This is a genomic window from Microcoleus sp. AT8-A3 (assembly GCF_036705675.1).
Classification (GTDB): domain Bacteria; phylum Cyanobacteriota; class Cyanobacteriia; order Cyanobacteriales; family Microcoleaceae; genus Microcoleus.
Map to the genome: position 1 here is coordinate 12060 of NZ_JAUBVD010000013.1, position 21139 is coordinate 33198.

Genomic DNA, 21139 nt, shown 5'->3' on the forward strand with positions numbered 1-21139 from the left:
ATTGGTAATTGAAAATGGGTAAGGGGTAATTGGTAATGGGTAATTGGTAATTACTTGATTGCCATTTTTCTATTTTCCATTTGCATCTTGTATGATGTCATACCGGGCAGGGCCTGACGCACAACATCTAAATGTAACAACATCTATCCTGTAAGGTGTGCCACAAGCACAAAGAACCCTGGACAAACGCCGAACCTCTATCCCCTAGGGTGCGCCACAAGCACAAAGAACCCCGGACAAATGCCGAACATCTCTCCGGTACTAAAAATATATGTATTTTTACCCGTTTACCAATTAGATTGGTTTTAGCACCACAGCCGTGTAGCGGCGGGGAGAAAGATATTGTTGAGCTAGGCGCTGAAGGTCTAAGGGCCCAAATGCTTTAATCCTCGTGGGATAGCTAAGCGCTAATTCCGCAGTGGCGATCGTATTGTAATATCCGTAAAGACCTGCTAGCTGTCCCGGCGTTTCGAGCGAGAAAGCAAAATCGTTGCACAGCAAACGCTGACAGCGAAGCAATTCTACCTCGGAAACCGGCTCAGACTGCAATTCCCAAAGCCGATCGCAAATCCGAGATTCCACCTGTTCGATATCCTTCGCCTCCAAGACTGCACTGATAGTAAATAAACTCGATTCCCGTTGCAACGAGAAAGTGCTGTCGATCGCCTCTACCAATTGTAATTCTTCCCGCAGTTCCCTGACTAAACGCGAAGTCCGCCCGTCTGCGAGCAACACCGACAGCAAATCCAAGCCGCAAGCACTTTGCAACTGTTCAACTCCCGGCCCCGTCCAGGCCATCATCAGCCGCGCTTGTTCCAATCGGGGGAGACAGAGTTCCTGACGGCGAATTTCTATCAGTGGCGGTTCCGCTTCTGCGGTTAATTTGGGACAATCCCACCGCTCGGAAAACTGCTCGAATGCTTTCCCCGTGACATCCCTAGCCTGTTCTTCATCAATTCCCCCGACTACCACCACAGTCATATTTTCCGGCTGATAGTGCGATCGATGGAAACAGCGCATTTCGTGGGGAGTTCGCGACATCAGCAACTCTTCCGTGCCCAATACCGATCGCCTGTAGGGATGCCGCTGGTAAACTGTTTCCATCATGGCTTGGAAACCCAGCCAATCGGGATTGTCTTGAGCTTGACGGATTTCTTCGAGCACCACATCTCGCTCGCGATCGAATTCCTGATCGGGAATCGAAGCGCGCAGTAGCAATTCTGCCAGCGGCTGCGCTGTTTCTGCTAAATAATCGGCCGCAGCGTTGACGAAAAAATGGGCGTAGTCGTGACTTGTAGCTGCATTGGCGACACCGCCGCGATTTTCGATTACCTGGTCAAATTCTCCAGGGGCGATCGAATCCGTCCCTTTAAATATCATGTGTTCTAGAAAATGAGCCATTCCAGACCAAGAATCCGGCTCCAGCGTAGCGCCAGCCCTCACCCACACGTCTAGCGCGACCACCGGTGTGGCCGAAATCCGCTGGTGAATGACCGTTAACCCATTATTCAGCTTCCAGACATTGGCTGGGAACTCTAAAGCAGTGAGCAGTTGAGACAAGCTAGTTATTCTTAAACTTTAGTTAACTTCGGCTGCAACTATGGTAGCGCCTTCCAGCTATGCGATCGGGATTAATTGATACAAAAGTCAGTTGTCACTGGGCCCTTGTCAGTTGGCCCTTGTCAGTTGGCCCTTGTCAGTTGTTATTAAGGGTAATTTTAGATTTTTTTTAAAACGACCTTAGCCTTAATTAATTACCATTTTTTTGCTCAAAAGTCAATAGGTTGCGCGGGATATTAATGAATCAGTCGGGAGAAAGAGGATGTTATCAGAATATTTCAATAAATTAAGAGATGTAAGAACACTAAAGACATTGAGAGGAGAAACGACAGATGGTAGCTACCTTAGAAGATACCAAGCGCCAAGCGATCGCAACTAAATTAGCAGACATGAAAGCGCTGCAAAACCTGTTGATCGCCAACGAGCAATTATTCATCAATTCCTGTAACGACTCCGAACTAGCCCAGCGCTTCCGGGATATGCTCGAAGACGATCGCAAAAACTTGGGTGTATTAGAAACCGTAATCGTTCAATACGGAATTCAAGCCGAGCCCAAAGAAACCAGCACAAAAATGATTGAAGAAGTTCAGAAACTCATGAAAGGTTCTGAACTGACCATGTTTGAAAAAGTCGCTCAGCACGAACTGCTCAAACACAAACAAACCATGGCTGGCTTATTAATTCACAAAGCCGCTCAAGTAGTCGGCGCCGACATCGAAGCTGCCATTACCCCGCTCAATACAGTTAACTTTGAGAACCGCGCTCACCAAGAACAACTCAAAGGAGTTCTCGAAATTTTAGGCGTGCGCGAACTGACCGGCAAAGACCCCGACCAAGGCGTTTGGGCTCGCGTGCAAGATGCAATGGCCGCCATGACCGGCATCATCGGCGGTGCAGTTACCCGCAGCAAAGATGAGATGAACATCACCGAAATCCTCACCATGGATCACCGGAAAGCCGATACCCTCTTTATGGAAATCGCAAGCACCGACGATCCGAAAAAACTGCAAGAATTCTTCGGTCAGTTGTACAAAGATTTAAGCGTCCACGCAGAAGCAGAAGAACAAATTGTTTACCCAGCAATTCGCAGCTACTACAGCAACACTCAAGAACTGTACAACGAGCAAGCAGAAATGAAGCAAATGCTCGCCAAGATTAAGTCAATGAACCCCAGTTCTTCTGATTTCAAAGCCCAAATCAAACAGCTCCAAACAGCAGTTCAGGAGCACGTTAAAGAAGAAGAAAGCGATATGTTCGCTCAAATTCGCCGCAACTTGAGCGAAGCGCAAATGGAACAAATGGCTACTCAATTCAAAGCAGCCAAAAGCACAATGCAGCAAGAAATGGCTAACCTGAAATAATTTAGCAGCGAGCTAATTGTAGCTCTAGCTGAGCTAAAAACTAGCTAAACTGCAACCTATCAATCCCGCTACGTGGGTAGCGGGATTACTGTTTTTTGAAAGACAAGTTAAAAAAATAAATATATTATTTATTTGTAGGGGCGGGTTTCACGAAAGATACAGCATATTCCATGTATATGCGGTAAACACAATCTTGTCGTAAGCATCGGTGCGTCGCCACCAGTCAATCTGCAAGTTTCATTAAACATGAGCAGATCCGCACCCTACATAACAATGTACCAACAATTAAGGCGGATACTGTACTTCATGAACCACCGAATATGCTGTATTTTGGGAAATTCATAATCTAAATAAACCCGCTCCCCTAGTTTTGGAGGGCGGGTTTATTTAGATTATGAATTACATCAAAGATTTTCGGTGAAACCCGCCCCTACGAGGATTGGGAGCAAGAAGATTTTAGCCATTAATCACAGAACCGCCGTTGGGATGCAAAATTTGACCAGTCATGTAAGACGAATCTTTTGAAGCTAAAAACACGTAGCTGGGGGCAACTTCATCGGGTTGACCGGCGCGTCCCAAGGCCGTATCTGCACCAAATTTTTCCACTTTTTCTTCAGGGAAAGTTGCAGGAATTAGAGGCGTCCAAATCGGGCCGGGGGCGACTCCGTTGACGCGAATTCCTTTCTCAGCTAAACTTTGAGACAAGGAGCGAGTAAAGGCAACAATTGCTCCTTTGGTGGAGGAGTAATCTAACAATTGTTGATTGCCTTTGTAAGCGGTGACAGAGGTAGTGTTGATAATTGCACTTCCTTCTTTGAGGTGTTTGAGAGCGGCTTTGGTGAGATAAAACATCGAGAAAATGTTGGTGCGGAAGGTGCGCTCTAATTGTTCGGCGGTGATGTTTTCGATGCTTTCTTGGGGATGCTGTTCGGCGGCGTTGTTGACGAGGATGTCGAGATGGCCAAATTCTTTAACTGTTTGTTCTACAAGGTTTTGGCAGACGCTTTCATCGCCGATGTCGCCGGCGATCGCCATACAGCGCTGGCCTTGTTGTTCGATCGCCTCTTTGGTCTTTTTAGCATCATCATCTTCGTTAAGATAGCTGATGACCACGTTAGCGCCTTCCTTGGCAAAGGCGATCGCCACGGCGCGCCCGATCCCACTGTCTCCGCCGGTAATTAAGGCTACTTTGTCGCGCAATTTGTCGCTACCACGATATCCCTCCGCGAAGGATTGAGGTTGTGGAGTCATCTCGGATTCAATACCGGGTTGTTGTTCTTGATGTTGAGCCGGATTAATCTTCTGTTCGGTTGGCATAAAAAATTCCTCTAAGTTCTACCTCTATAAATAAAGGTTTTCTGTCACTAGGGAATCGCTCTTTTTGCTGATCGCGCTCTACGACTAAAGACAGTAATTAAAGAGATAAATAAACCCGTCAGCCGATCCCATGATTGTGGCGGGCTGGTTTATATAAATTGTGAGTTTTCCTCAAAGATTGTCGGTAAAACGCGCCCCTACGAGCATCGGGATATATTTGTTGTAGAGGCGGGTTTCACGAAAAATATTTCCGGTAATTAAAGAAATCGATAAACCCGCCCCGCGAGCCTCTAATTATTGTCAAAACAGCAAAAAGCACGTCAAAACATCATTTGACGTGCTTTTTAAAGAAGCTAGTTGCTAATTGCTGAGTCTCGAACTAGAAACCTAACTTAAGATTAAAACAGCAAATTCGTAGGCTCAGGAGCACCGACGAACAATGATTCATCACGCTGAGCTGCTAAAAACGGTAGGATCGCAGCCTGTGCCCCCTCTTCCAACTTCTTGCCAATAATATTAGCCGCACCAGCATTCTCAAGTACGATCGAGTTGTCAAAGCTGACTTGTGGAGCGACTGAGCCACTGACGTTAGTCAGACTATCTGGAGTATCAATCACACCCGTGTCGCCAGTCAGCGGATCGATGCTCCGAATAGCTATTCCTTGTTCCGTCGGTACTGGCGCCGGCACGATCGGCGTTACAAAAGTATTTGGCCCCGGCACAGAGAACGTAACAGGGTTAGGCCCTGTCGGAATCGGGAACTGGTTGGGAACATTCGGATCGTTGAAAACTTCCAATACCGAGTAGTTGCCCGGAGCTAAATTGGTGAACAGGGCAGTACCAGTCGCATCACTCCTTACCAGAGGCTCGGTAGCAGCATCGTAGCGGCCGTTCCGGTTCAAATCCAAAGTGAATGGGATGCCCTCCAAAGGAGGCTCACCCTGATCTTGCAGGCCGTTGCGGTTGTCGTCCCGGAATTTGGGAACTATCAAGTTAAAGAACTGGCCGTTGCCCACCAAAGCACAAGTAAAGGTTTGGTTTGCGCCCAGAACGATGTCTAGTGGTTGAGTAGTTTGGAAAGAATTGGAAGGCACCACTTCCCGGACTCGGTAAATACCGGGGGTCAAATTGCCAAACTCCCAGCGACCGAACTGATCGCTGACGGTACTTGCTTCTCCGTCATCAAGGGCGTCGTTACCGTTGGTGTCGAGGAAGATTGTGACTCCTGCGATCGGCGTTTCAAAGCCGTCTCGGTAGCCGTTGCCGTTCAAGTCTTGGAATTTGGTCCCAGTGATCCGGCTGTTGGGGGTGTTGCCAAAGACGACGTTGGCATCTTGAGTGCTGAGGTTGAACTGCACCCGCTCCGGAGTAGTAGGACTAAAACCCACCTGTGGCACTTCCCGAACCACATAATTGCCCGGTTCCAGGTTGGTGAAAGCACCGCGCCCGTTGGCATCAGTTACTAGCGACTGTTCCTCTGGGTCGAGGACGCCGTTGTCGTTGGCATCAAGGTAGACCGTGACGCCGCGAATTCCTAATTCTAGTGGAATGTTGGCCGGTTCGTAACGACCGTTAGCGTTCTGATCGTTGTATTTGAAGATCGTGATGTTAGGGCGCGTATTCCCGACAGCACCGCTACCTGGATTTACCAAAATCGGGGTGAAAAAGACTGCGGGTTCCGGGTTGACAGGCGGGAACGGGGGCGGGAAGTTCGCCGAAATGACCCGCTGGTTACCGAGAACTATGGGATCGGCCACTATGAAAGGCAGCGTTCCCTGCTGCCGCGATAGGGCGCCAGGGGCTGTAACTTCTACCGGGTTCTGGGTAGTGTTAATTGGCGGCTGGTTGGGTATGAAGGTTTCAAAGGTTTCCAATACCGAGTAACTGCCAGCTTTCAAATCTCTGAAGGTAGCCCTACCATCAGCGCCAGTGAAGACCTGCGGTTCGCCCGCGTCTGTCCGGCCGTTCCGGTTCAAATCAAGGATGAACGGGATGCCTTCGAGGGGAACTTCGCCTCCATCTTGTATGCCGTTGGCGTTGTCGTCCCGGAATTTGAAGATCGGGATTTCGTAGAGGGGAGTGTTGCCCACTTGAGCGCTGGTCCAGATTTCGCCAGGGCCGAGGTTCACGTCAAGCAGGGGGGTGCTGCCGGGGGGGGTGCTTTGGGGAAAATCTCTTTCTAAAGGTTCAGTACCTGGCCCGTTGGCGCGCTCTTCCCGAATCCGGTATAGCCCTGCGGGCAAACCGGTGAATCGGAACTCGCCGTTGCTATCAGTTAAGGTAGTGGCTTCCCCGTCATCTAGCTGACCGTTGTTGTTGGAATCGATATAGATTCTGACGTTTTCCATCGGGGGTTCACTCCCGTCTCGAAAGCCGTCGTTGTCTACGTCGAGGTATTTGCAGCCAATAATCTGACCGGCCGGGACGGGAGCATTGCCGAACAACACTGTGGCATTAGTTCCCGTGAGGGTGACGACGACTGGGTTGGGAGTTGTCGGGCTGAAACCCTGTGGCGAGATTTCCCTGACTGTATAGGTGCCTGGAAGCAAGCCTGGAAATACGAAGTTTCCGCTGGCGTTTGTCAGCGTCGAGGGTTCACCTGGATCGACAGTGGTGTTGTTATTGGTGTCAATAAAGATTTGGACGTCGCGGAGCCCCGGTTCGCCTGGCTCTCGAATGCCGTTGCCGTTGAGGTCATTGAACTTGGTACCCTGGATACCCGCAGGAGCGTTGCCAAAATTGATGGTTGGCGGTAGCACTATTGGGGGTAATACAGGAAGTACCTGACTAGCTATTCTTTCTTCTGCCATGATTTTCTTTTCCTTCACACCTAAATCTACGTAAGCTACAGGCTACTGTATCACTTTGTCAATCAGCAGTTAGCTGCTGCTAGCGACTGACGATCGCTACTCAATCATACATACGTCTACGTTGCTCAAAGGTTCCTCATCTAACCTCCGGCTTACTCCAGCTTTGTCGCACGAGATTATATCAGGTTTTGAATAGCTGTGGCAATTTGAGCGCAATATCTTCAAGATTTGCGCCCTGAGTTCTTCTGCCCGTGGACACTTGCTGTTTAGAGCTGGAACAACGTTAAGATTCACTGAACCTCTGTGAATTGAGCGACCTGGCCACGAGGGCGATCGCACTTGGGGAATTGTCTGATAATTCCTAAAAACAGGTATGATACTACCTCTGAATCTTGCTCCTCATATACAAGCCAGCTTTGGGCTTCCCGGAACTCTGGCTATGCGTTGGAGGTTGCCAACAATAGGGTATCACGCGATCGCCCTTTAACCTCTTCCTAATTTTTATCTGCGGTTTGGGATGTGGGGCGATCGACTTTTGTGTCACCCTACATAACCGAGAAATCTCTCGCGCCCATCTGCACAAACGAGTGAGCGATCGCCCCATTAATTAATTCATTTCTATTGACAAATTTACCGATTTGTGCATTATGATTCAAACCTAAATTCTGTTGCCCAAAGTTAGGAATATTGCCTAAATTTGCAAAAAATCCATCACTCAAAAATTTACTAATTCGATCGCTATCATGACCCTGGCTCAAAAGCAAGCTATCGGCCCTCATATTACCTGCAGGTTCGGGTCCGGTATAGCTGTTGGCATCCGTCAGCGGGTCGCCCTTCCAGGATTTAGCCGCCCTACCCTCAGCCTCTCCCGTTACCAAATCGATGCTGCTGGCCCGAATCTCTGCCGAGACAACAACCACCGCAGGCGGAGTCGTTTGAATGAAACCGGGGGGCGGAACTTCGCGGACAACATAACTACCTACCGGAACGTTACGGAAACTGTAATTGCCCTGAAGGTCGCTTAAGGTACTCGCTTCACCCGGATCTAAACTGCTGTTGTTGTTGAGGTCGATGTAAATTTGAGTATTGGCGATCGGCGGTTCCCCAGGATCTAGGCGGCCGTTGGCGTTAAAATCGTTAAATTTCACACCGCTGATCGTGCCAGTCACCAATACATTGCCAAAGCTGAGATTAGTGGCATTTGTGCCGTTGCCCACGCTAATCGGAGTCGGATTTGGCGTGGTTTGTTGAAAACCGGGCTGCGGGACTTCCCTCACGACATAGGTTCCTGGAGGCAAATTGATAAAAGAGAAATTACCTTCGGGGTTGGTTAAAGTCGAAGGTTCGCCCGGATCTAAACTGCCGTTGTTGTTGAAATCAACGTAAATCGGCCAGTTGGCAACTCTCGGTTCCGTCGGTTCGTTGATACCGTTAGCGTTGAGGTCGTTGAACTTGAAGCCGCTGATGCTGCCGGTGGGAAAATTGTTGCCGAAATTGACGCCGACTGCGTTGGTATTGCCGGTGATGTCGATCGGGCCTGGATTTGGCGTAGTCTGTACCCATCCTGGTTGCTGGATTTCCCTGACCAAATATCTGCCGGGAGAAACATTGGCAAAAGTGTAGTTCCCTTGCGGGTTGGTGATGGTGTTGGGTTCGCCCGGATCAAAGCTGCCGTTGCCGTTGAGGTCGAGGTAAATTTGCCAGTTGGTCAGAGGCGGGTCTGTCGCATCTCGGACGCTGTTGGCATTGAGGTCGTTGAACTTGACACCGCTGATGCTGCCGACAAAAAAGACATTGCCAAAATTGATGTTGTTGACAGTGGCGTTGGAAGTAACGTTAACCGGGCCGGGGTCAGGCGTGGTTTGAAGAAAACCCGGTTGCTGGACTTCTCTCACCAAATATGTATCTGCGGGAATATTGACAAAAGCGTAATTGCCTTCAACGTTTGTAAAGGTAAAAGGTTCGTCGCCGTCTAGCCTGTTGTTGCGGTTGAGGTCGAGGTAAATTTGCCAGTTAGCTAGCCCTTGTTCCCCAGGATCTCGGCTGCTGTTGTTGTTGATGTCGTTGAATTTTGTGCCTGCGATCGTCCCTGCGTTGAAGTTGTTGCCAAAATTGATATTGCCAGCGTTTGTGCCACTGGTAATTGTGATGGGTGCGGGATTTGGGGTAGTTTGGCGAAAGTTCGGCTGCTGGACTTCCCTAACTTGGTAAGTGCCCGGTGGCAGGTTGGCGAAGATGTAGTTGCCTTGCGGGTTTGTGAGGGTGGAAGGTTCGTTAAACTCAAGCTGGCCGTTGTTGTTGAGGTCGAGGTAGATTTGCCAGTTGGGAATGGGGACTTCTCCGGGATCTGGGAGGCCGTTGGCGTTAAAATCGTTGTATTTAGTGCCGCTGATGCTGCCGACTTGGAAGTTCCCGATGTTGACGTTGCCGATGTCTATTTGGCTGGCGGTTCTGAATTCGGACATGGTGTTGCTGGGGCCCAATGAACGCGGTTCAATGTTTTCTGTAGGGCAATCTAGCAGTTTTTTTGCCAATTGCAGCTATTTCAGGGGTTGACACTCCCCTGGCTAAAGCCGAGGGGATTCTTGATTCGCAGAATCAACTTGCCGATGCAGAATTACTTCAACATCGGTAGCGGTCAATTCTCCACAAGCGTTCGGATCTAAGATCCTAGTTCCGACGTGCCCCGTCGTACTTAATCCCCGACTTAGGATGTTTTTAGCTGCGTTCCAGTCACGATCTAATACGCATCCACACCGACAAGCGTGGGTTCGTGTTGATAGACTTTTCTTAACAATTGTTCCGCAGCTAGAGCATTCTTGACTTGTTCCGTTAGCTGGTACGGCAATCGTAATTCTTCCGAATACTTTGCCGAAATACTCCAACCAAATTCGGAACATATACCAAGATGCGTCGTTAATCGATTTTGCTAAAGAGTGATTCTTCACCATATTTTTGATCCTCAAGTCTTCGTAGGCTACACAGTCGTTAGACTGGATGACGCATCTTGCTAACTTCACGGCAAAATCTTTACGCTGTCTACTTATTTTGAGGTGGCGCTTCCCTAGAATCGCTCTAGCTTTTTTTCTGTTTTGTGAACCCTTGACTCGCTTTGAGACTCGTCTTTGGGATTTTTTCAACCTGCGTTCTCCCTTGCGGAGGAAACGCGGGTTCTCAATTGCAACCCCATTTGAGTCTGTGTAGAACTCTTTAATTCCTACGTCTAACCCGATGGCGTTACCTGTGACTTCAGTCTTTTCAGAACGGTTAACTTGAATGCAAAACTGGACATAATATCCGTCTGCCCGTCTCACCAAACGTACTCGCTTAATTTGACTACGCTGATAGAAATGTAAGTCGCGTGTTCCTTTTAATTTGAGCTTCCCGATTCCTTGCTTGTCGGTAAAAGTGATGGATTTTCGGTCGTCTGCCAAGCGCCATCCCGTAGTCTTGTACTCGACGGATCGGTTGTCTTTCTGGAATTGCGGGAATCCTTTTTTTCCTGGGACTTTCTTTTTACAGTTGTCGTAGAATCGGGAGATCGCCGACCACGCTCTTTCTGAGCTAGATTGTCGAGCCATGCTATTCAAGTCATCGCAAAACGTCCATTCCTTAGCTAAAACAGCGCTATACTTGTTCAATGCGTATTTATCGACATTTTCGTTTTCCATCCAAAACCGCAATGCTTTGTTTCGGATGAACTGCACCGTTCTAATTGCTTCGTTTACAGCGTCAAATTGCTGCTTTTTACCGTATGCTTTGAACTCGAAAACTAACATGACTTCGACCTGATCACGATAGTCTTATGCTAGCAGCATTGGCTTAACCTTACTCTGAGGGTTCACAAAGATTTACATAGCTTTACTCTACAGCGCCATCCTGAAATCTAAGAAAATAGACTGGGAGGCTAAAGCCTCCTTGCCCCTTTCATCCCCGGACTAAAGTCGCGGGGTTTTCAGGATATTATTTATAAATTTTTTTTAGGAAAGGGAAGGGGAGAGGGGGAGAGGGGGAGAGGGGGAGAGGGGGAGATTGGGAGAGGGGGAGATTGGGAGAGGGGAAGATGGGGAGAGGGGGAGATGGGGAGAGGGGGAGATTGGGAGAGGGGGAGAGGGGGAGATTGGGAAAAATCTTCACGCTTGACTTGTTGGCTTAACATCCATCCGTTAAATTCTCCCTTGCCAATGCGTTGCCGAACTTCACGCTTGACTTATTGGCTTAACATCCATCGGTTACATCCCGTAGATTGCTCGTTGCCGAAATTCCCAATTTTTTCCAGATTTGATGTACGATCGCTACCAGTTTTGCAGAGGTCGAATTCCCAATGTCCCAAAACTTGACAGCAAGCTGGAATGACGCCCGCGAGGTTCCGAGTTTGCTCTTTGGCTGGAGTTTGTGCGGTTTATTGGCAATAGGCTCGATCGCCCCTACTCCTGCTGTCGCACAGCTACCTACCTCCGAACAAGTTAACAGCAACAGCCGGATCGCTCAAACAGGTGCGATCGTCCGCCCCGCAATCAAATTGGGCAGCCGCGGCTCGGAAGTGATCGAACTCCAAGCTGCTCTTCAATTGTTGGGCTTTTATACTGGCTCTGTAGACGGGATTTTCTCACAAAGCACCGCTAGAGCTGTGTCTCAGTTTCAGGAAGCAGCAGGCTTGCCTCCCGACGCCATAGTCGGTCAAGATACTTGGAATCGGCTGTTTCCTGCGACTCCGAGCGCGATCGAAAACCCGATCGCCAACGATCCTGTAACTGGCGACAACTCAGAGATTAGCCCCGAAGCGCAGCCAACCAATTTTCCAGTTTTGAGAAGACGAATGCGGGGGCCGGCAGTCAGAGATTTGCAAGAGCGGCTGCGGGCCAAGGGATTTTTGCGGGTGAGTGCTGACGGCGTGTTTGGCCCGGAAACTCAAGCTGCTGTCAAGGCGGCTCAGCGACAATACCAATTGCCAGCAGACGGCATTGTCGGTCGCGCAACTTGGGAAGCTCTGCTGCGTTGACAGCAAGGTGTAGAGTCTTGGACGCAGCAAGACTCAAGAAACCGGCTTTTTTACCTATAACTCTGGATGTAACGCCGTATTTTTGTAAAAAAACCCGGTTTCTGATATCCCCAAAGTCGAGATTTTATTAGCAAACTGCACATTGTGCGACCTACTAATTTTACAAATTGTTAATAATCGATTTGGGAAGTATTTCATCACATCAAAAAGTGTCAAGTTTGGTAAACAAAGTGTTTTTATGGGCGGAGTTGGTGTTAACTTAAAAACATGAGGGGCAAAACCAAGAAGCACAAAAAACTTGGATAAAAAATTTGGAATTAGAGTATTTGTCCCGATCGGCTCTAGTCCGCAGGCAACGCCTGAACCGTGTAGCTTATTAGCAAAGAAAGGTTGATATTGCGATTCGTATTGGTTAGATAGCTTGAGGCTATTGCATGAATCAAAAGTTGCGATCGCACAGTCAAACACAGAAGTCTGAATAGACTCCGCTGATAGCTAGCTCGTCTCCAGAGTAGTTGCAAAAAAGTCCACCTTAGTTGTAGTTTGCTGAAACTCAGTAGAGCTAAAATCCCACTTGAATCAACTTAATTTACAAAGTTTTTAGGGTCTGGCATCCGATATGCTAGGCCCTAAAATTTTGTTGTTGGTTATTGGTTATTGGTTATTGGTTAACCTCCTTTAAATGCCGAACAGCTTAGCCGGAAAGGATATTCCCAATGCCCAATTCCCAATGCCCAATGCCCAATTCCCAATGCCCAATTCCCAATGCCCAATAACTATTTAATTTCTTCAATTTGAGCATTCAAACCGTTAGCGCTGAGCATTTCTAGCAATTCCTCAGCTTTTTCGCGTTCCCGAAAAGCACCGGCTTGGATCACCGGTCGTCCGCTGGAAAAAGAGCGAAAAGCACCGGGAACGAGGGATTGCATTTTTTGTCGATCGCCCCAACTGTTGGCATCCACCACAACTCGATACCGGAAACCCAAAGCTCTGGCTCGATCGAATGACGGCGAATTATCCGCGGCATCAGGCCAAGAATTCCCCCCTAAAGCAGCAGGTACATAGCCGCCCCTTCCGATCGGAATGTTGCGGCCCGGAACCGGCAATCTCCCCTCGGAAGAAACCGAACTCGAACTATCAAAATTGGGAGGAATCATTGATTGCTGTACCGAAATTTCTGAAACAGATCGATAATTCGGATCGGGCACAGGAATTGCGATTGTCCCTGGGACTACCGATGAAGCACCGACATTCCTCCCAGAAAGCTCTTGGCGCTGGGCGCTTCGCGGTGCGGGTCGATTTTGCACCGGTCGCCTGGAAACGGGCGCAGGCGGGGGAAGTGGCGCTCTTTCAACTCTGGGACTTAGCCGTCCAGGAGTGTAAACAGGGAGAGAAGTGTCGGGGCCACCGATGCTGGGAGGTCGATCGGCTATACGCTGCAAAGCACTTCCCCCCATTGGCCCTGGGGTAAAAGTTCCCGCCACATCAACCGATCCCGTCGTCCGGCTGCTCGACAATTGATTGCCGTAAGCTGGGATTACTTGACCTTTGGCCGCATTGTTCACATCGTACTGGCCGTTGTTGCGAATGACATTGCCCCCTGGTTCGGCTGCTGTTCCCAAATCCGGCAGAGAACTCGATATCGCCACAATTCCGTCCCGCCGATTACTCTCGATATAATTGTTACGCAGCACCGGTCTAGCATTAGCTTGCACCACTACGCCGTCCTTATTGCGAGTAATTTTGTTCCCAATCAGCAGAGGCGAAGCGTTCTGCGCTACATTTACCCCAAATCCCGTGTTTTCAAACACATTATCTCGAACTTCCGGCTGGGAACTGCCAAAAATCGTGATGCCGTTAGCTCCATTTTTCGAGAAAACATTCCCGCCAATCGTCGGCCTGGAAGTACCCACTACCGAAATTCCGTCGTGAGTGCTGCCAGAAAAAGTATTGTTAACAACTGTCGGAGAACTCGATTCGATCCACAAAGCGTAACCGCGAGAGTTGGTATTCGTCACCGTCACCCCGCTGAGTCCCGCCCCGTCTGCGCCTAAAATCGCAATATTTTGACCCGCCGAAGTCGGACTGATAAAGTATCCTCCGCCTTTGATGAGAATATTCTGACCGCGAGTGTTGGGATTTCCCTGAACTGTTACGCTGGGCCTGAGCATTAATGGAAATTTTTCGCCGGTTTGCTCGCTGTAAGTACCGGGCGCTAGCAAAATAGCTGTTTTGGGCGGGGCCACGCTTAAGGCGTAGGTAAGGGTTTTAAACGGAGCTCGATCGCTGCCGTTGCCTCCTGTGTCGCTGCCCCCGATCGAGCTGACGTACAGTATGTTAATCTCGCTCTGCAGCGTCTGAGAAAGTAGCTGCACTCCGGGTATCCCGGCAGCGATAACTGACGGTTGATGGTTGCCAAGGGCGGTCATCGCAAAGACGAGTAGAAGGCAAGAACTCAAACAAGATTTTTGCGATCGCTTTTCTTTGCACCAGGTCTGTTGTAAGTAAATCAGCATAAACAAACGCAACTTATCTGTGATCCGAGTTTCGCCTCCGGTGTTTCGTGTCGGGTTTTCGCGATCGAAATTTAAAGACGCCCGCCTGCTTGGGTTGTTCTCCCTTAATCTTTTGTGTTGTTCTGCTAACCTCACGGCTCTCCTCCCAAGTGTGGTATGCAGCTTAACGATTTCACTCTCATCAAGTTTGATCTATTATGCTTCGTTTTTCTCAAATTCAATAAAACTTAAAAATTTGTCTAAATTAAATCGGTTGAGGTAAAAATTAGGCCGATCGCTTTGCTACGATCTTGACCAAGAATTTCAAAGGTGGTACAAGCCCCCCCTCTCGATCCGTGGAATCAATCGAAAGCATCTCAAATCTAAAATCCTTGCGTCCCCCGAATTTATCTCGCGCAAGTCAATCCAAAATCCAAAATCTAAAATCTAAAATCGAATGACGGCGTGGGAGAATATAGCGGTTTGACTGGTAGGATTAATTATAATTAGGGTGGTTGTGAATGACCGACAAACAAAACAGAACTTTACCGGCACAGCCAGCCCTCTGCCGGATTTTAGATGCAAATTTAGATCGATCGCGCGAAGGGTTGAGAATTATTGAAGAATGGTGCAGGTTTGGTCTCAACAGCTCGGATTTAGCTGGCGAGTGCAAGCAACTGCGTCAAGAATTGGCTGCTTGGCACGTCGCAGAATTGCGAAGTGCTAGGGATACGCCGGCCGATCCGGGTACGGAGTTGACTCACCCGCAGGAAGAGCAGCGTTCGAGCATTCAGCAGCTACTGGAGGCGAATTTCTGTCGGGTGGAAGAAGCTTTGCGGGTACTCGAAGAGTATGGCAAAATTTACGATCGGAATATGGGCGCGGCTTTTAAGCAGATGCGCTATCGGGTTTATACTCTCGAAAGCGATTTGCTGGCTTACCGGCGCTACCAGCAGTTACTTCGATCGCAGTTATACCTTGTAACTTCGCCGAGAGACAACTTGATGGGAGTCGTGGAAGCTGCTTTGCAAGGGGGACTGACTTTGGTGCAGTACCGCGACAAAACCTCAGACGACGGCGCAAAGCTGGCCAACGCGCGTAAGCTTTGCGAACTTTGTCACCGCTACGATGCTTTGCTGATTGTGAACGATCGCGTGGATTTTGCGATCGCAGCGGATGCCGACGGCGTACACTTAGGACAGCAAGATTTGCCTGTGGCGGAAGCGCGCAAGTTGCTCGGCCCGGGACGGATCATCGGTTGTTCGACTACGAATGGCGAGGAAATGCAGCGAGCGGTTGATGCGGGAGCAGATTATATTGGAGTTGGGCCGGTCTACTCCACTCCTACTAAACCTGATAAACAGGCCGCAGGTTTGGACTATGTGCGGTATGCTGCTACTAAGTCACCGATTCCGTGGTTTGCGATCGGCGGAATTGATATCAACAACCTCGATGAAGTATTGAATGCCGGAGCTCAAAGGGTTGCCATAGTACGCGCGATTATGGAAGCAGAACAGCCTACTTTAGTGACGCAGTTTTTCATCTCGCAGTTGATTCGGATGCAGAATCTAAAAGCTCAGAAAGCTTTGCACGGAAAAAGCTAGGTTGATTGGAGATTGGTAGGGCGGGTTTAGCACAGGAAATCTGTGCATAAAATATAATTTTGTTACCAAACCCGCCCTGAAAACTGATATTTTTTTACTTATGATAAATCAAATTGCGCTGCAAGTTAACGGAGAAACCCGCAATTGTGCGATCGACACACCGTTACCAGAATTACTAAAACAATTGGGATTAAACCCGCGCTTGGTGGCTGTGGAGTACAACGGGGAAATTCTGCACAAACAATTTTGGGAAACTACAAAGATGCAAGAGGGTGACATCTTAGAAGTTGTCACAATTGTCGGAGGAGGCTAGCCACAAATTAGTGACAAATTAAGCCTCTAGTCCGCCAGGGAATGAATTCCCTGGCTAATAGCGAAAGTCCTCTCAAGAGGACTAATGAGTTCTTCAGTCCTCATAGCGAGGACTTTAGCTTTGAGGCAGGGGTTTCAACCCCTGTCGGACTATCGGTTCTACGTTAAGTTATCAGGAATCAGCCGAACCTAGGAACGAGGAACTAAACTGCGACAGCTTCAGCCACGGGTTCAGCCACAGGTGCTGCTACAACAGGATAAATGCTGACTTTCTTGCGAGTTTTGCCTTTTCTTTCAAAAGTCACCACACCGTCAATCATGGCAAACAAAGTATCATCTCTGCCGATACCAACATTATTACCAGGGTGAACTTTAGTGCCGCGTTGACGGATCAAAATGTTGCCAGCTTTGACAACTTGACCGCCGTACTTTTTGACACCCAGACGCTGAGAATTAGAGTCGCGTCCGTTACGTGTACTGCCTGTACCTTTCTTGTGGGCCATAATATCCTCAACTGTATTTACTATTTTTTATTCTGAATCAGTTTCGGCGGTTTGGGGAGTTTCAACAACTGCTTGAGTTAAGTCTCTGGCTGCTAACACTGTACCGTTGACGCTGATGGAGTCAATCATAAAGCGAGTTGTTTCTTGACGGTGCCCTTTTTTCTTCCGAGTTTTCTTTTTCGGCTTCATCTTGTAGACGAGGACTTTGCGGCCCCGGAAATGCCGGAGAACCGTTCCTTCTACTGTGGCATTTTCTAGTAGAGGCTGGCCGATATGAACCTCGCCTTCGTGCTGGATCAGAAATACTTTGTCTATGGTGACTTTGGATTCAGCTTCAACGTGAAGCAGTTCGATGTCGTAGAAGCGGCCTGGTTCTACCCGAAATTGTTTGCCGCCGGTTTCAATGATTGCGTAAGTCATGGGATGGTTGTTGAGATTGCCGTACAGGTAGCTGATGAGTCATTGGTCATTGGTCGTTGTGGACTTTTGACTGCTGACTGCTCTCCAGCTTTTGGAATGTCTTAACCTGATCCGAGCCGGATTTAGACAGACAATCTACCATTATTCGCGATTTTGGTATTTTTGTCAAGTTTTATGGCGCCGGAAATTTCTAATTAGGTAAAACTTAGGCACGGGTGGTCAGAAACCGGGTTTTTTACGAAAATTTTTCGTTTTCAGCCAGAGATTAGGTAAAAAACCCGGTTTCTTCGGTCTTAATGCGTAAGCCCTGTTAGGGATAAAATATAGAAGATGCTTTAACTTTTTTATCCCATTTCTCCAAAAGGTCGATCGAACTCGATTCAAGCCGTCGCAGAACATTTGCGCGATCGTAACAATTCCAAAGCTTGCTGTTTCACCCTACCCTCCATAACCTCTTTCTGCAAATTAATAAAAGCCTCAAAATCTTCTAAACCATACTTGGTCATCTGCAACTGCTGTCGCAACTGTTCTTCGGCCTCAACCGTTAAGTAACCTGTTGCCAAAGCTTTTCGGACAATTTTACTGATTAAAGTCATAGTAGATTTACCCTGAATACACCTACGTTAAAACACTGAAGTTTTGTCACCTGACTAACTCAGTTTTTAGTTTGTTTCATAATTACCCTTAAAATAGGTTAAATCTACCTTAAGGTCTATGTAAATAAAGTTATTTTTGATACATTGATGAAATCGTAGCGATTTTAAATGTAGAGTGCTATTAAATTGGTATCTTTAGTTTTTGCCAGACCACATTATTCTTCAAATACGTTAAATCTACCTTAAGGCATATTTAAACATAGCGATTTGTGACATGGGAAATTGTATGGCTTTTAAATGTAGAGTGCGCTTAAATTGGTATCTTTAGTTTTTGTCAGACAACAGCCGCCATTCTCTCACAGCAAAAGGAGGAACCAGCAATTCTGTTCCTTTTTGATTTTTCACGGGCAAACTCAACAGCAAAGGTCGATTGCTTTCCAATTGTGTAATTATTGATTTAAAATCGTATTCTCCGACATTAATTGGCAAATTCGACTCGCTCCAAATATCATTAGCATTGCCAATTTCCCGCTTGCCCGCCGCAACTTTCAGCGAAACAGGATGCTGCAATTCTGTTCCGGGAAATCCTACTAATCTCAGATTTAAAGACTTTACTACTCCCGACTTTACGCGCTTGTACAAAACAACTTGCCATGCTTTATCGTCTGTATCACGCAGGCTTTGTACGGATCGGAACATTACTGTCTCAGCAGTTTCGGGATATTTGTGAATCGAAGCCAAAGCGGGCGGGCTAACTGCTAAAATTAGATACAAACACAAGATAATTACAGTTAAAGCTTTGAAGAAGGAAGGTTTTGTACTGAGATTGTTCATAGGATGACCAAAATATCGCTTGTTACCCAAAAGTTTAATAGATAAAAAAGTAGGGTGCGTTGCACGCACCCTACTCCTCATTTTAAACCTAGATGAATCCAACTGCCTGCTTAGGCGGGAAGAGCATAAAAAGCAACCCCCTCATCCCGGAAATCTGACCTCCCCTGTACCGCCCGCCGCTGCTCTTCGCTTCTTGTGAAAAAGTGTGTAATATTTAGCGGATTTTCCCGTTCCCTCGACAGGTTGGTAAAACGATAGACGGGTATTGCACCCGGAACAGCCGTGCTATATGAATTGAAAACCTCCCCCTGATCGCGGAACTGGGGTAAGGTGCGAACAAACTGTATCTCACCAGGTTTATTAGTAAAGAAATAGGTTCCTGATGCCGTATTTAAGAAGCGTTGAACCTTTGCGTTACCGTCGCCTGGAGCAACAAATTCATCGCCTTCACTCTGGAAACGAGAAGGGTTGGTTAGTCGGTCACTTTTCTCTATTGGGTCTGTAGTATAAAAATGCCCTCCTGCCGTCTTGTCAAAGAAACGCGCGACGGGAATGCCAGTACTGCCTCCTTGATTTACAGGCGCACCTGTTATAGGGTCTTTCAAGGTGACAGTGCCACTGGGAGTTGAAACCTCTAATGTGAAAGGCTGAGGAAGTTGTGTTAACGTATCCAAGCTAGTCACGCGGACTACATAGTCCACACCAGGCAGACTTGTAAGCGTGGGACCAGCACCATTGGAGTATTGGACACCAGAACTCGGTATTTTTGAGTTGACGCCGCTGCCGCCATCATCAACCTGAGCAAGAAGAAGAGCCCCATCAGCGACATTCGCACCCCTGCTGCCTTTGGGTACCTGAAAGACTTGCACGTAAGGATCGAAGCTAGTGCTCAGATCTTTAAAGACATCAATTGATATAGGCTGATTAACTAACCCTACCTCTAAGAGGTAATCTTTAGCGCGAGTTCTTGCAGAACCATCGTTAGGCCTAGGAGTCGGGATATCCTTGTCAGTTGTAGTTAACTGATTTGTGACTTGAACTGATGCCATTTAAGCTGTCCTCTTAACTTTTATGATAGCAAGTGTTATAAAATACTGCCTTCTACATTTATAAAACACTCAAGACCGATAAGTCACCTAACAGCTATTAGTATTTTTATTAGGTATTTTTGTGATAATTACTCAATTTGGCATATTATACAGAAAGTTTCCGTATAACTACGAGTTATACCGATGAGGTAGCTACTGGACAAAAATTTTATCCATAGGGATTGCAAGGACTCAAAAAGATGCTAACAGAAAGACCTTTAGCTATTGATTATTCTCAACAAGATGCAACTTCTAAGTTGGTTCAGCGCCCGCTCATTCACTCCAGTTATGACGCGGGATGGAAAAATATTCATCTAGCACACTATCAACTCCCTGCAATGGAAATTCCTGAAACATCTGGTTTGCAACATATAATTTGTCTTCCATCTTGGAAGCAGCCAACAGAAGTGGAATTAGCCTTTGATGGTAAGCGTCACCTAGTGCAGCATGACCGGGATGAAACGGGTTGCATTGAAATACTTCCTGCTTACGCACCTATTAAGGCTAGGTGGAGTCAGGAAAATGATATCACTCACTGCTACCTTGAGCCTACATTTCTTAATCATGCCGCCTATGAGTCAGTAAACCCAGATCGAGTTGAAGTTAATCTCACGCTTAAAAAACCCGATCCGCTAGTTTGGCAAATTATCTTAGCACTGACAGCAGTATTGGAAAACGATCCAAATAATAGTTGCTTTTATGCGGATTCAATGGCGACGGCTCTAGCGGCTCATTGCTTAACATATTACTCAACCCGTAAGCATATTCTGATAGAATATGAAGACGGCTTGTCAAAATACAAACTGAAGCAAGCTATTGAATACATCAACGATCGTTTTAGTGAAAATGTATCGTTAGCAGAAATTTCAGCCGAATTAGGTATGAGTCAATACTATTTCTGTCGATTGTTTAAGCAATCAACTGGAATGACTCCTCATGCCTACTTAATTCAGCAACGAGTAGAGCGATCGAAGCAACTACTAAAGCAGACAGAATGGACAATAAACCATATTGCGATCGAGTGTGGCTTTGCCAATCCCAGTCATTTTGCAAAGTGCTTTCGACGATACACAGGCATTTCACCTAAACAGTTTCGCATGATTTAGCAAGATTATGTTCTAATCGCAAGGAAGTGTTCGACTTGAACTGGCAAAACAGATTAAAGTCGCTTACAAGGTTGCATCAGGTGCATCTAACTTTTTCGGACTGACAAAGTAGCTGTATCGAGTTGACGGGG

The 21139-nt window shown here is 47.5% G+C and carries 16 protein-coding genes; 5 read left to right on the forward strand and 11 right to left on the reverse strand.

All coding sequences use genetic code 11. The annotated features are described in order from the left end of the window. Positions 1-294: 294 nt before the first annotated feature. Positions 295-1560 (reverse strand): pitrilysin family protein, encoded by a 1266-nt coding sequence (locus QUB51_RS10200; protein WP_333207760.1) that lies wholly within the window; start codon positions 1558-1560, stop codon positions 295-297. A 332-nt stretch (positions 1561-1892) separates the two neighbouring features. On the opposite strand from QUB51_RS10200, the gene QUB51_RS10205 reads away from it, so the two are divergent. After that, positions 1893-2921: a hemerythrin domain-containing protein gene (locus QUB51_RS10205; protein ID WP_333052069.1), complete on the forward strand. Its 1029-nt coding sequence runs from the start codon at positions 1893-1895 to the stop codon at positions 2919-2921. 456 nt (positions 2922-3377) lie between these two features. Here QUB51_RS10205 and QUB51_RS10210 read toward each other — a convergent pair whose 3' ends face one another. The 4 genes from QUB51_RS10210 to QUB51_RS10225 form a co-directional block, all read right to left on the reverse strand. Next, positions 3378-4238: an SDR family oxidoreductase gene (locus QUB51_RS10210; RefSeq protein ID WP_333052065.1), complete on the reverse strand. Its 861-nt coding sequence runs from the start codon at positions 4236-4238 to the stop codon at positions 3378-3380. A 398-nt stretch (positions 4239-4636) separates the two neighbouring features. Further along, positions 4637-7048 carry an SdrD B-like domain-containing protein gene (locus QUB51_RS10215; RefSeq protein WP_333207758.1) on the reverse strand — a complete coding sequence of 804 codons (2412 nt, stop codon included), beginning with the start codon at positions 7046-7048 and terminating at the stop codon, positions 4637-4639. Between the two features lie 545 nt (positions 7049-7593). Beyond that, positions 7594-9513 (reverse strand): SdrD B-like domain-containing protein, encoded by a 1920-nt coding sequence (locus QUB51_RS10220; protein ID WP_333259786.1) that lies wholly within the window; start codon positions 9511-9513, stop codon positions 7594-7596. 102 nt (positions 9514-9615) lie between these two features. Then, entirely contained in the window at positions 9616-10827 is a 1212-nt protein-coding gene (locus QUB51_RS10225) for a transposase (protein ID WP_333052058.1), read from the reverse strand. 545 nt (positions 10828-11372) lie between these two features. Between QUB51_RS10225 and QUB51_RS10230 the strand changes: the two genes are divergently transcribed. After that, on the forward strand, positions 11373-12050 hold the full coding sequence (locus QUB51_RS10230) for a peptidoglycan-binding protein (RefSeq protein WP_333052055.1): 678 nt from the start codon (positions 11373-11375) through the stop codon (positions 12048-12050). Positions 12051-12826: 776 nt separating this feature from the next. Here QUB51_RS10230 and QUB51_RS10235 read toward each other — a convergent pair. Continuing rightward, positions 12827-14701: a DUF1565 domain-containing protein gene (locus QUB51_RS10235; protein WP_333052052.1), complete on the reverse strand. Its 1875-nt coding sequence runs from the start codon at positions 14699-14701 to the stop codon at positions 12827-12829. Positions 14702-15066: 365 nt separating this feature from the next. On the opposite strand from QUB51_RS10235, the gene QUB51_RS10240 reads away from it, so the two are divergent. Both QUB51_RS10240 and thiS read left to right on the forward strand, forming a co-directional pair. Next, positions 15067-16149 (forward strand): thiamine phosphate synthase, encoded by a 1083-nt coding sequence (locus tag QUB51_RS10240; protein WP_333052050.1) that lies wholly within the window; start codon positions 15067-15069, stop codon positions 16147-16149. Between the two features lie 100 nt (positions 16150-16249). Continuing rightward, positions 16250-16462: a sulfur carrier protein ThiS gene (thiS, locus tag QUB51_RS10245; RefSeq protein WP_333052048.1), complete on the forward strand. Its 213-nt coding sequence runs from the start codon at positions 16250-16252 to the stop codon at positions 16460-16462. Positions 16463-16664: 202 nt separating this feature from the next. Here thiS and rpmA read toward each other — a convergent pair whose 3' ends face one another. From rpmA to QUB51_RS10270, 5 genes are all read right to left on the reverse strand, one after another. Further along, complete coding sequence (rpmA, locus tag QUB51_RS10250) at positions 16665-16964, reverse strand: 50S ribosomal protein L27 (RefSeq protein WP_190738131.1); 300 nt, start codon at positions 16962-16964, stop codon at positions 16665-16667. Between the two features lie 27 nt (positions 16965-16991). After that, entirely contained in the window at positions 16992-17384 is a 393-nt protein-coding gene (gene rplU / locus QUB51_RS10255) for a 50S ribosomal protein L21 (RefSeq protein WP_333036112.1), read from the reverse strand. A 380-nt stretch (positions 17385-17764) separates the two neighbouring features. Next, entirely contained in the window at positions 17765-17980 is a 216-nt protein-coding gene (locus QUB51_RS10260) for a hypothetical protein (RefSeq protein ID WP_015176895.1), read from the reverse strand. 324 nt (positions 17981-18304) lie between these two features. Beyond that, positions 18305-18814: a DUF3122 domain-containing protein gene (locus QUB51_RS10265; RefSeq protein WP_333259791.1), complete on the reverse strand. Its 510-nt coding sequence runs from the start codon at positions 18812-18814 to the stop codon at positions 18305-18307. 110 nt (positions 18815-18924) lie between these two features. Further along, positions 18925-19863: a hypothetical protein gene (locus QUB51_RS10270; protein WP_333259794.1), complete on the reverse strand. Its 939-nt coding sequence runs from the start codon at positions 19861-19863 to the stop codon at positions 18925-18927. A 239-nt stretch (positions 19864-20102) separates the two neighbouring features. Here QUB51_RS10270 and QUB51_RS10275 point away from each other — a divergent pair, with 239 nt between their 5' ends. After that, a complete protein-coding gene (locus QUB51_RS10275) occupies positions 20103-21008 on the forward strand; it encodes an AraC family transcriptional regulator (RefSeq protein WP_333249725.1) in 906 nt (301 codons plus the stop codon). Positions 21009-21139: the final 131 nt, after the last annotated feature.

What these genes read in the sequence shown, in the direction of transcription:
- QUB51_RS10275 (WP_333249725.1), top strand. Translation starts at nt 20,103, where the DNA reads ATGCTAACAGAAAGACCTTTAGCTATTGATTATTCTCAACAAGATGCA.
- QUB51_RS10215 (WP_333207758.1), bottom strand. Translation starts at nt 7,048, where the DNA reads ATGGCAGAAGAAAGAATAGCTAGTCAGGTACTTCCTGTATTACCCCCA.
- thiS (WP_333052048.1), top strand. Translation starts at nt 16,250, where the DNA reads ATGATAAATCAAATTGCGCTGCAAGTTAACGGAGAAACCCGCAATTGT.
- rpmA (WP_190738131.1), bottom strand. Translation starts at nt 16,964, where the DNA reads ATGGCCCACAAGAAAGGTACAGGCAGTACACGTAACGGACGCGACTCT.
- QUB51_RS10260 (WP_015176895.1), bottom strand. Translation starts at nt 17,980, where the DNA reads ATGACTTTAATCAGTAAAATTGTCCGAAAAGCTTTGGCAACAGGTTAC.
- QUB51_RS10220 (WP_333259786.1), bottom strand. Translation starts at nt 9,513, where the DNA reads ATGTCCGAATTCAGAACCGCCAGCCAAATAGACATCGGCAACGTCAAC.
- rplU (WP_333036112.1), bottom strand. Translation starts at nt 17,384, where the DNA reads ATGACTTACGCAATCATTGAAACCGGCGGCAAACAATTTCGGGTAGAA.
- QUB51_RS10210 (WP_333052065.1), bottom strand. Translation starts at nt 4,238, where the DNA reads ATGCCAACCGAACAGAAGATTAATCCGGCTCAACATCAAGAACAACAA.
- QUB51_RS10230 (WP_333052055.1), top strand. Translation starts at nt 11,373, where the DNA reads ATGTCCCAAAACTTGACAGCAAGCTGGAATGACGCCCGCGAGGTTCCG.
- QUB51_RS10225 (WP_333052058.1), bottom strand. Translation starts at nt 10,827, where the DNA reads ATGTTAGTTTTCGAGTTCAAAGCATACGGTAAAAAGCAGCAATTTGAC.
- QUB51_RS10205 (WP_333052069.1), top strand. Translation starts at nt 1,893, where the DNA reads ATGGTAGCTACCTTAGAAGATACCAAGCGCCAAGCGATCGCAACTAAA.
- QUB51_RS10265 (WP_333259791.1), bottom strand. Translation starts at nt 18,814, where the DNA reads ATGAACAATCTCAGTACAAAACCTTCCTTCTTCAAAGCTTTAACTGTA.
- QUB51_RS10240 (WP_333052050.1), top strand. Translation starts at nt 15,067, where the DNA reads ATGACCGACAAACAAAACAGAACTTTACCGGCACAGCCAGCCCTCTGC.
- QUB51_RS10270 (WP_333259794.1), bottom strand. Translation starts at nt 19,863, where the DNA reads ATGGCATCAGTTCAAGTCACAAATCAGTTAACTACAACTGACAAGGAT.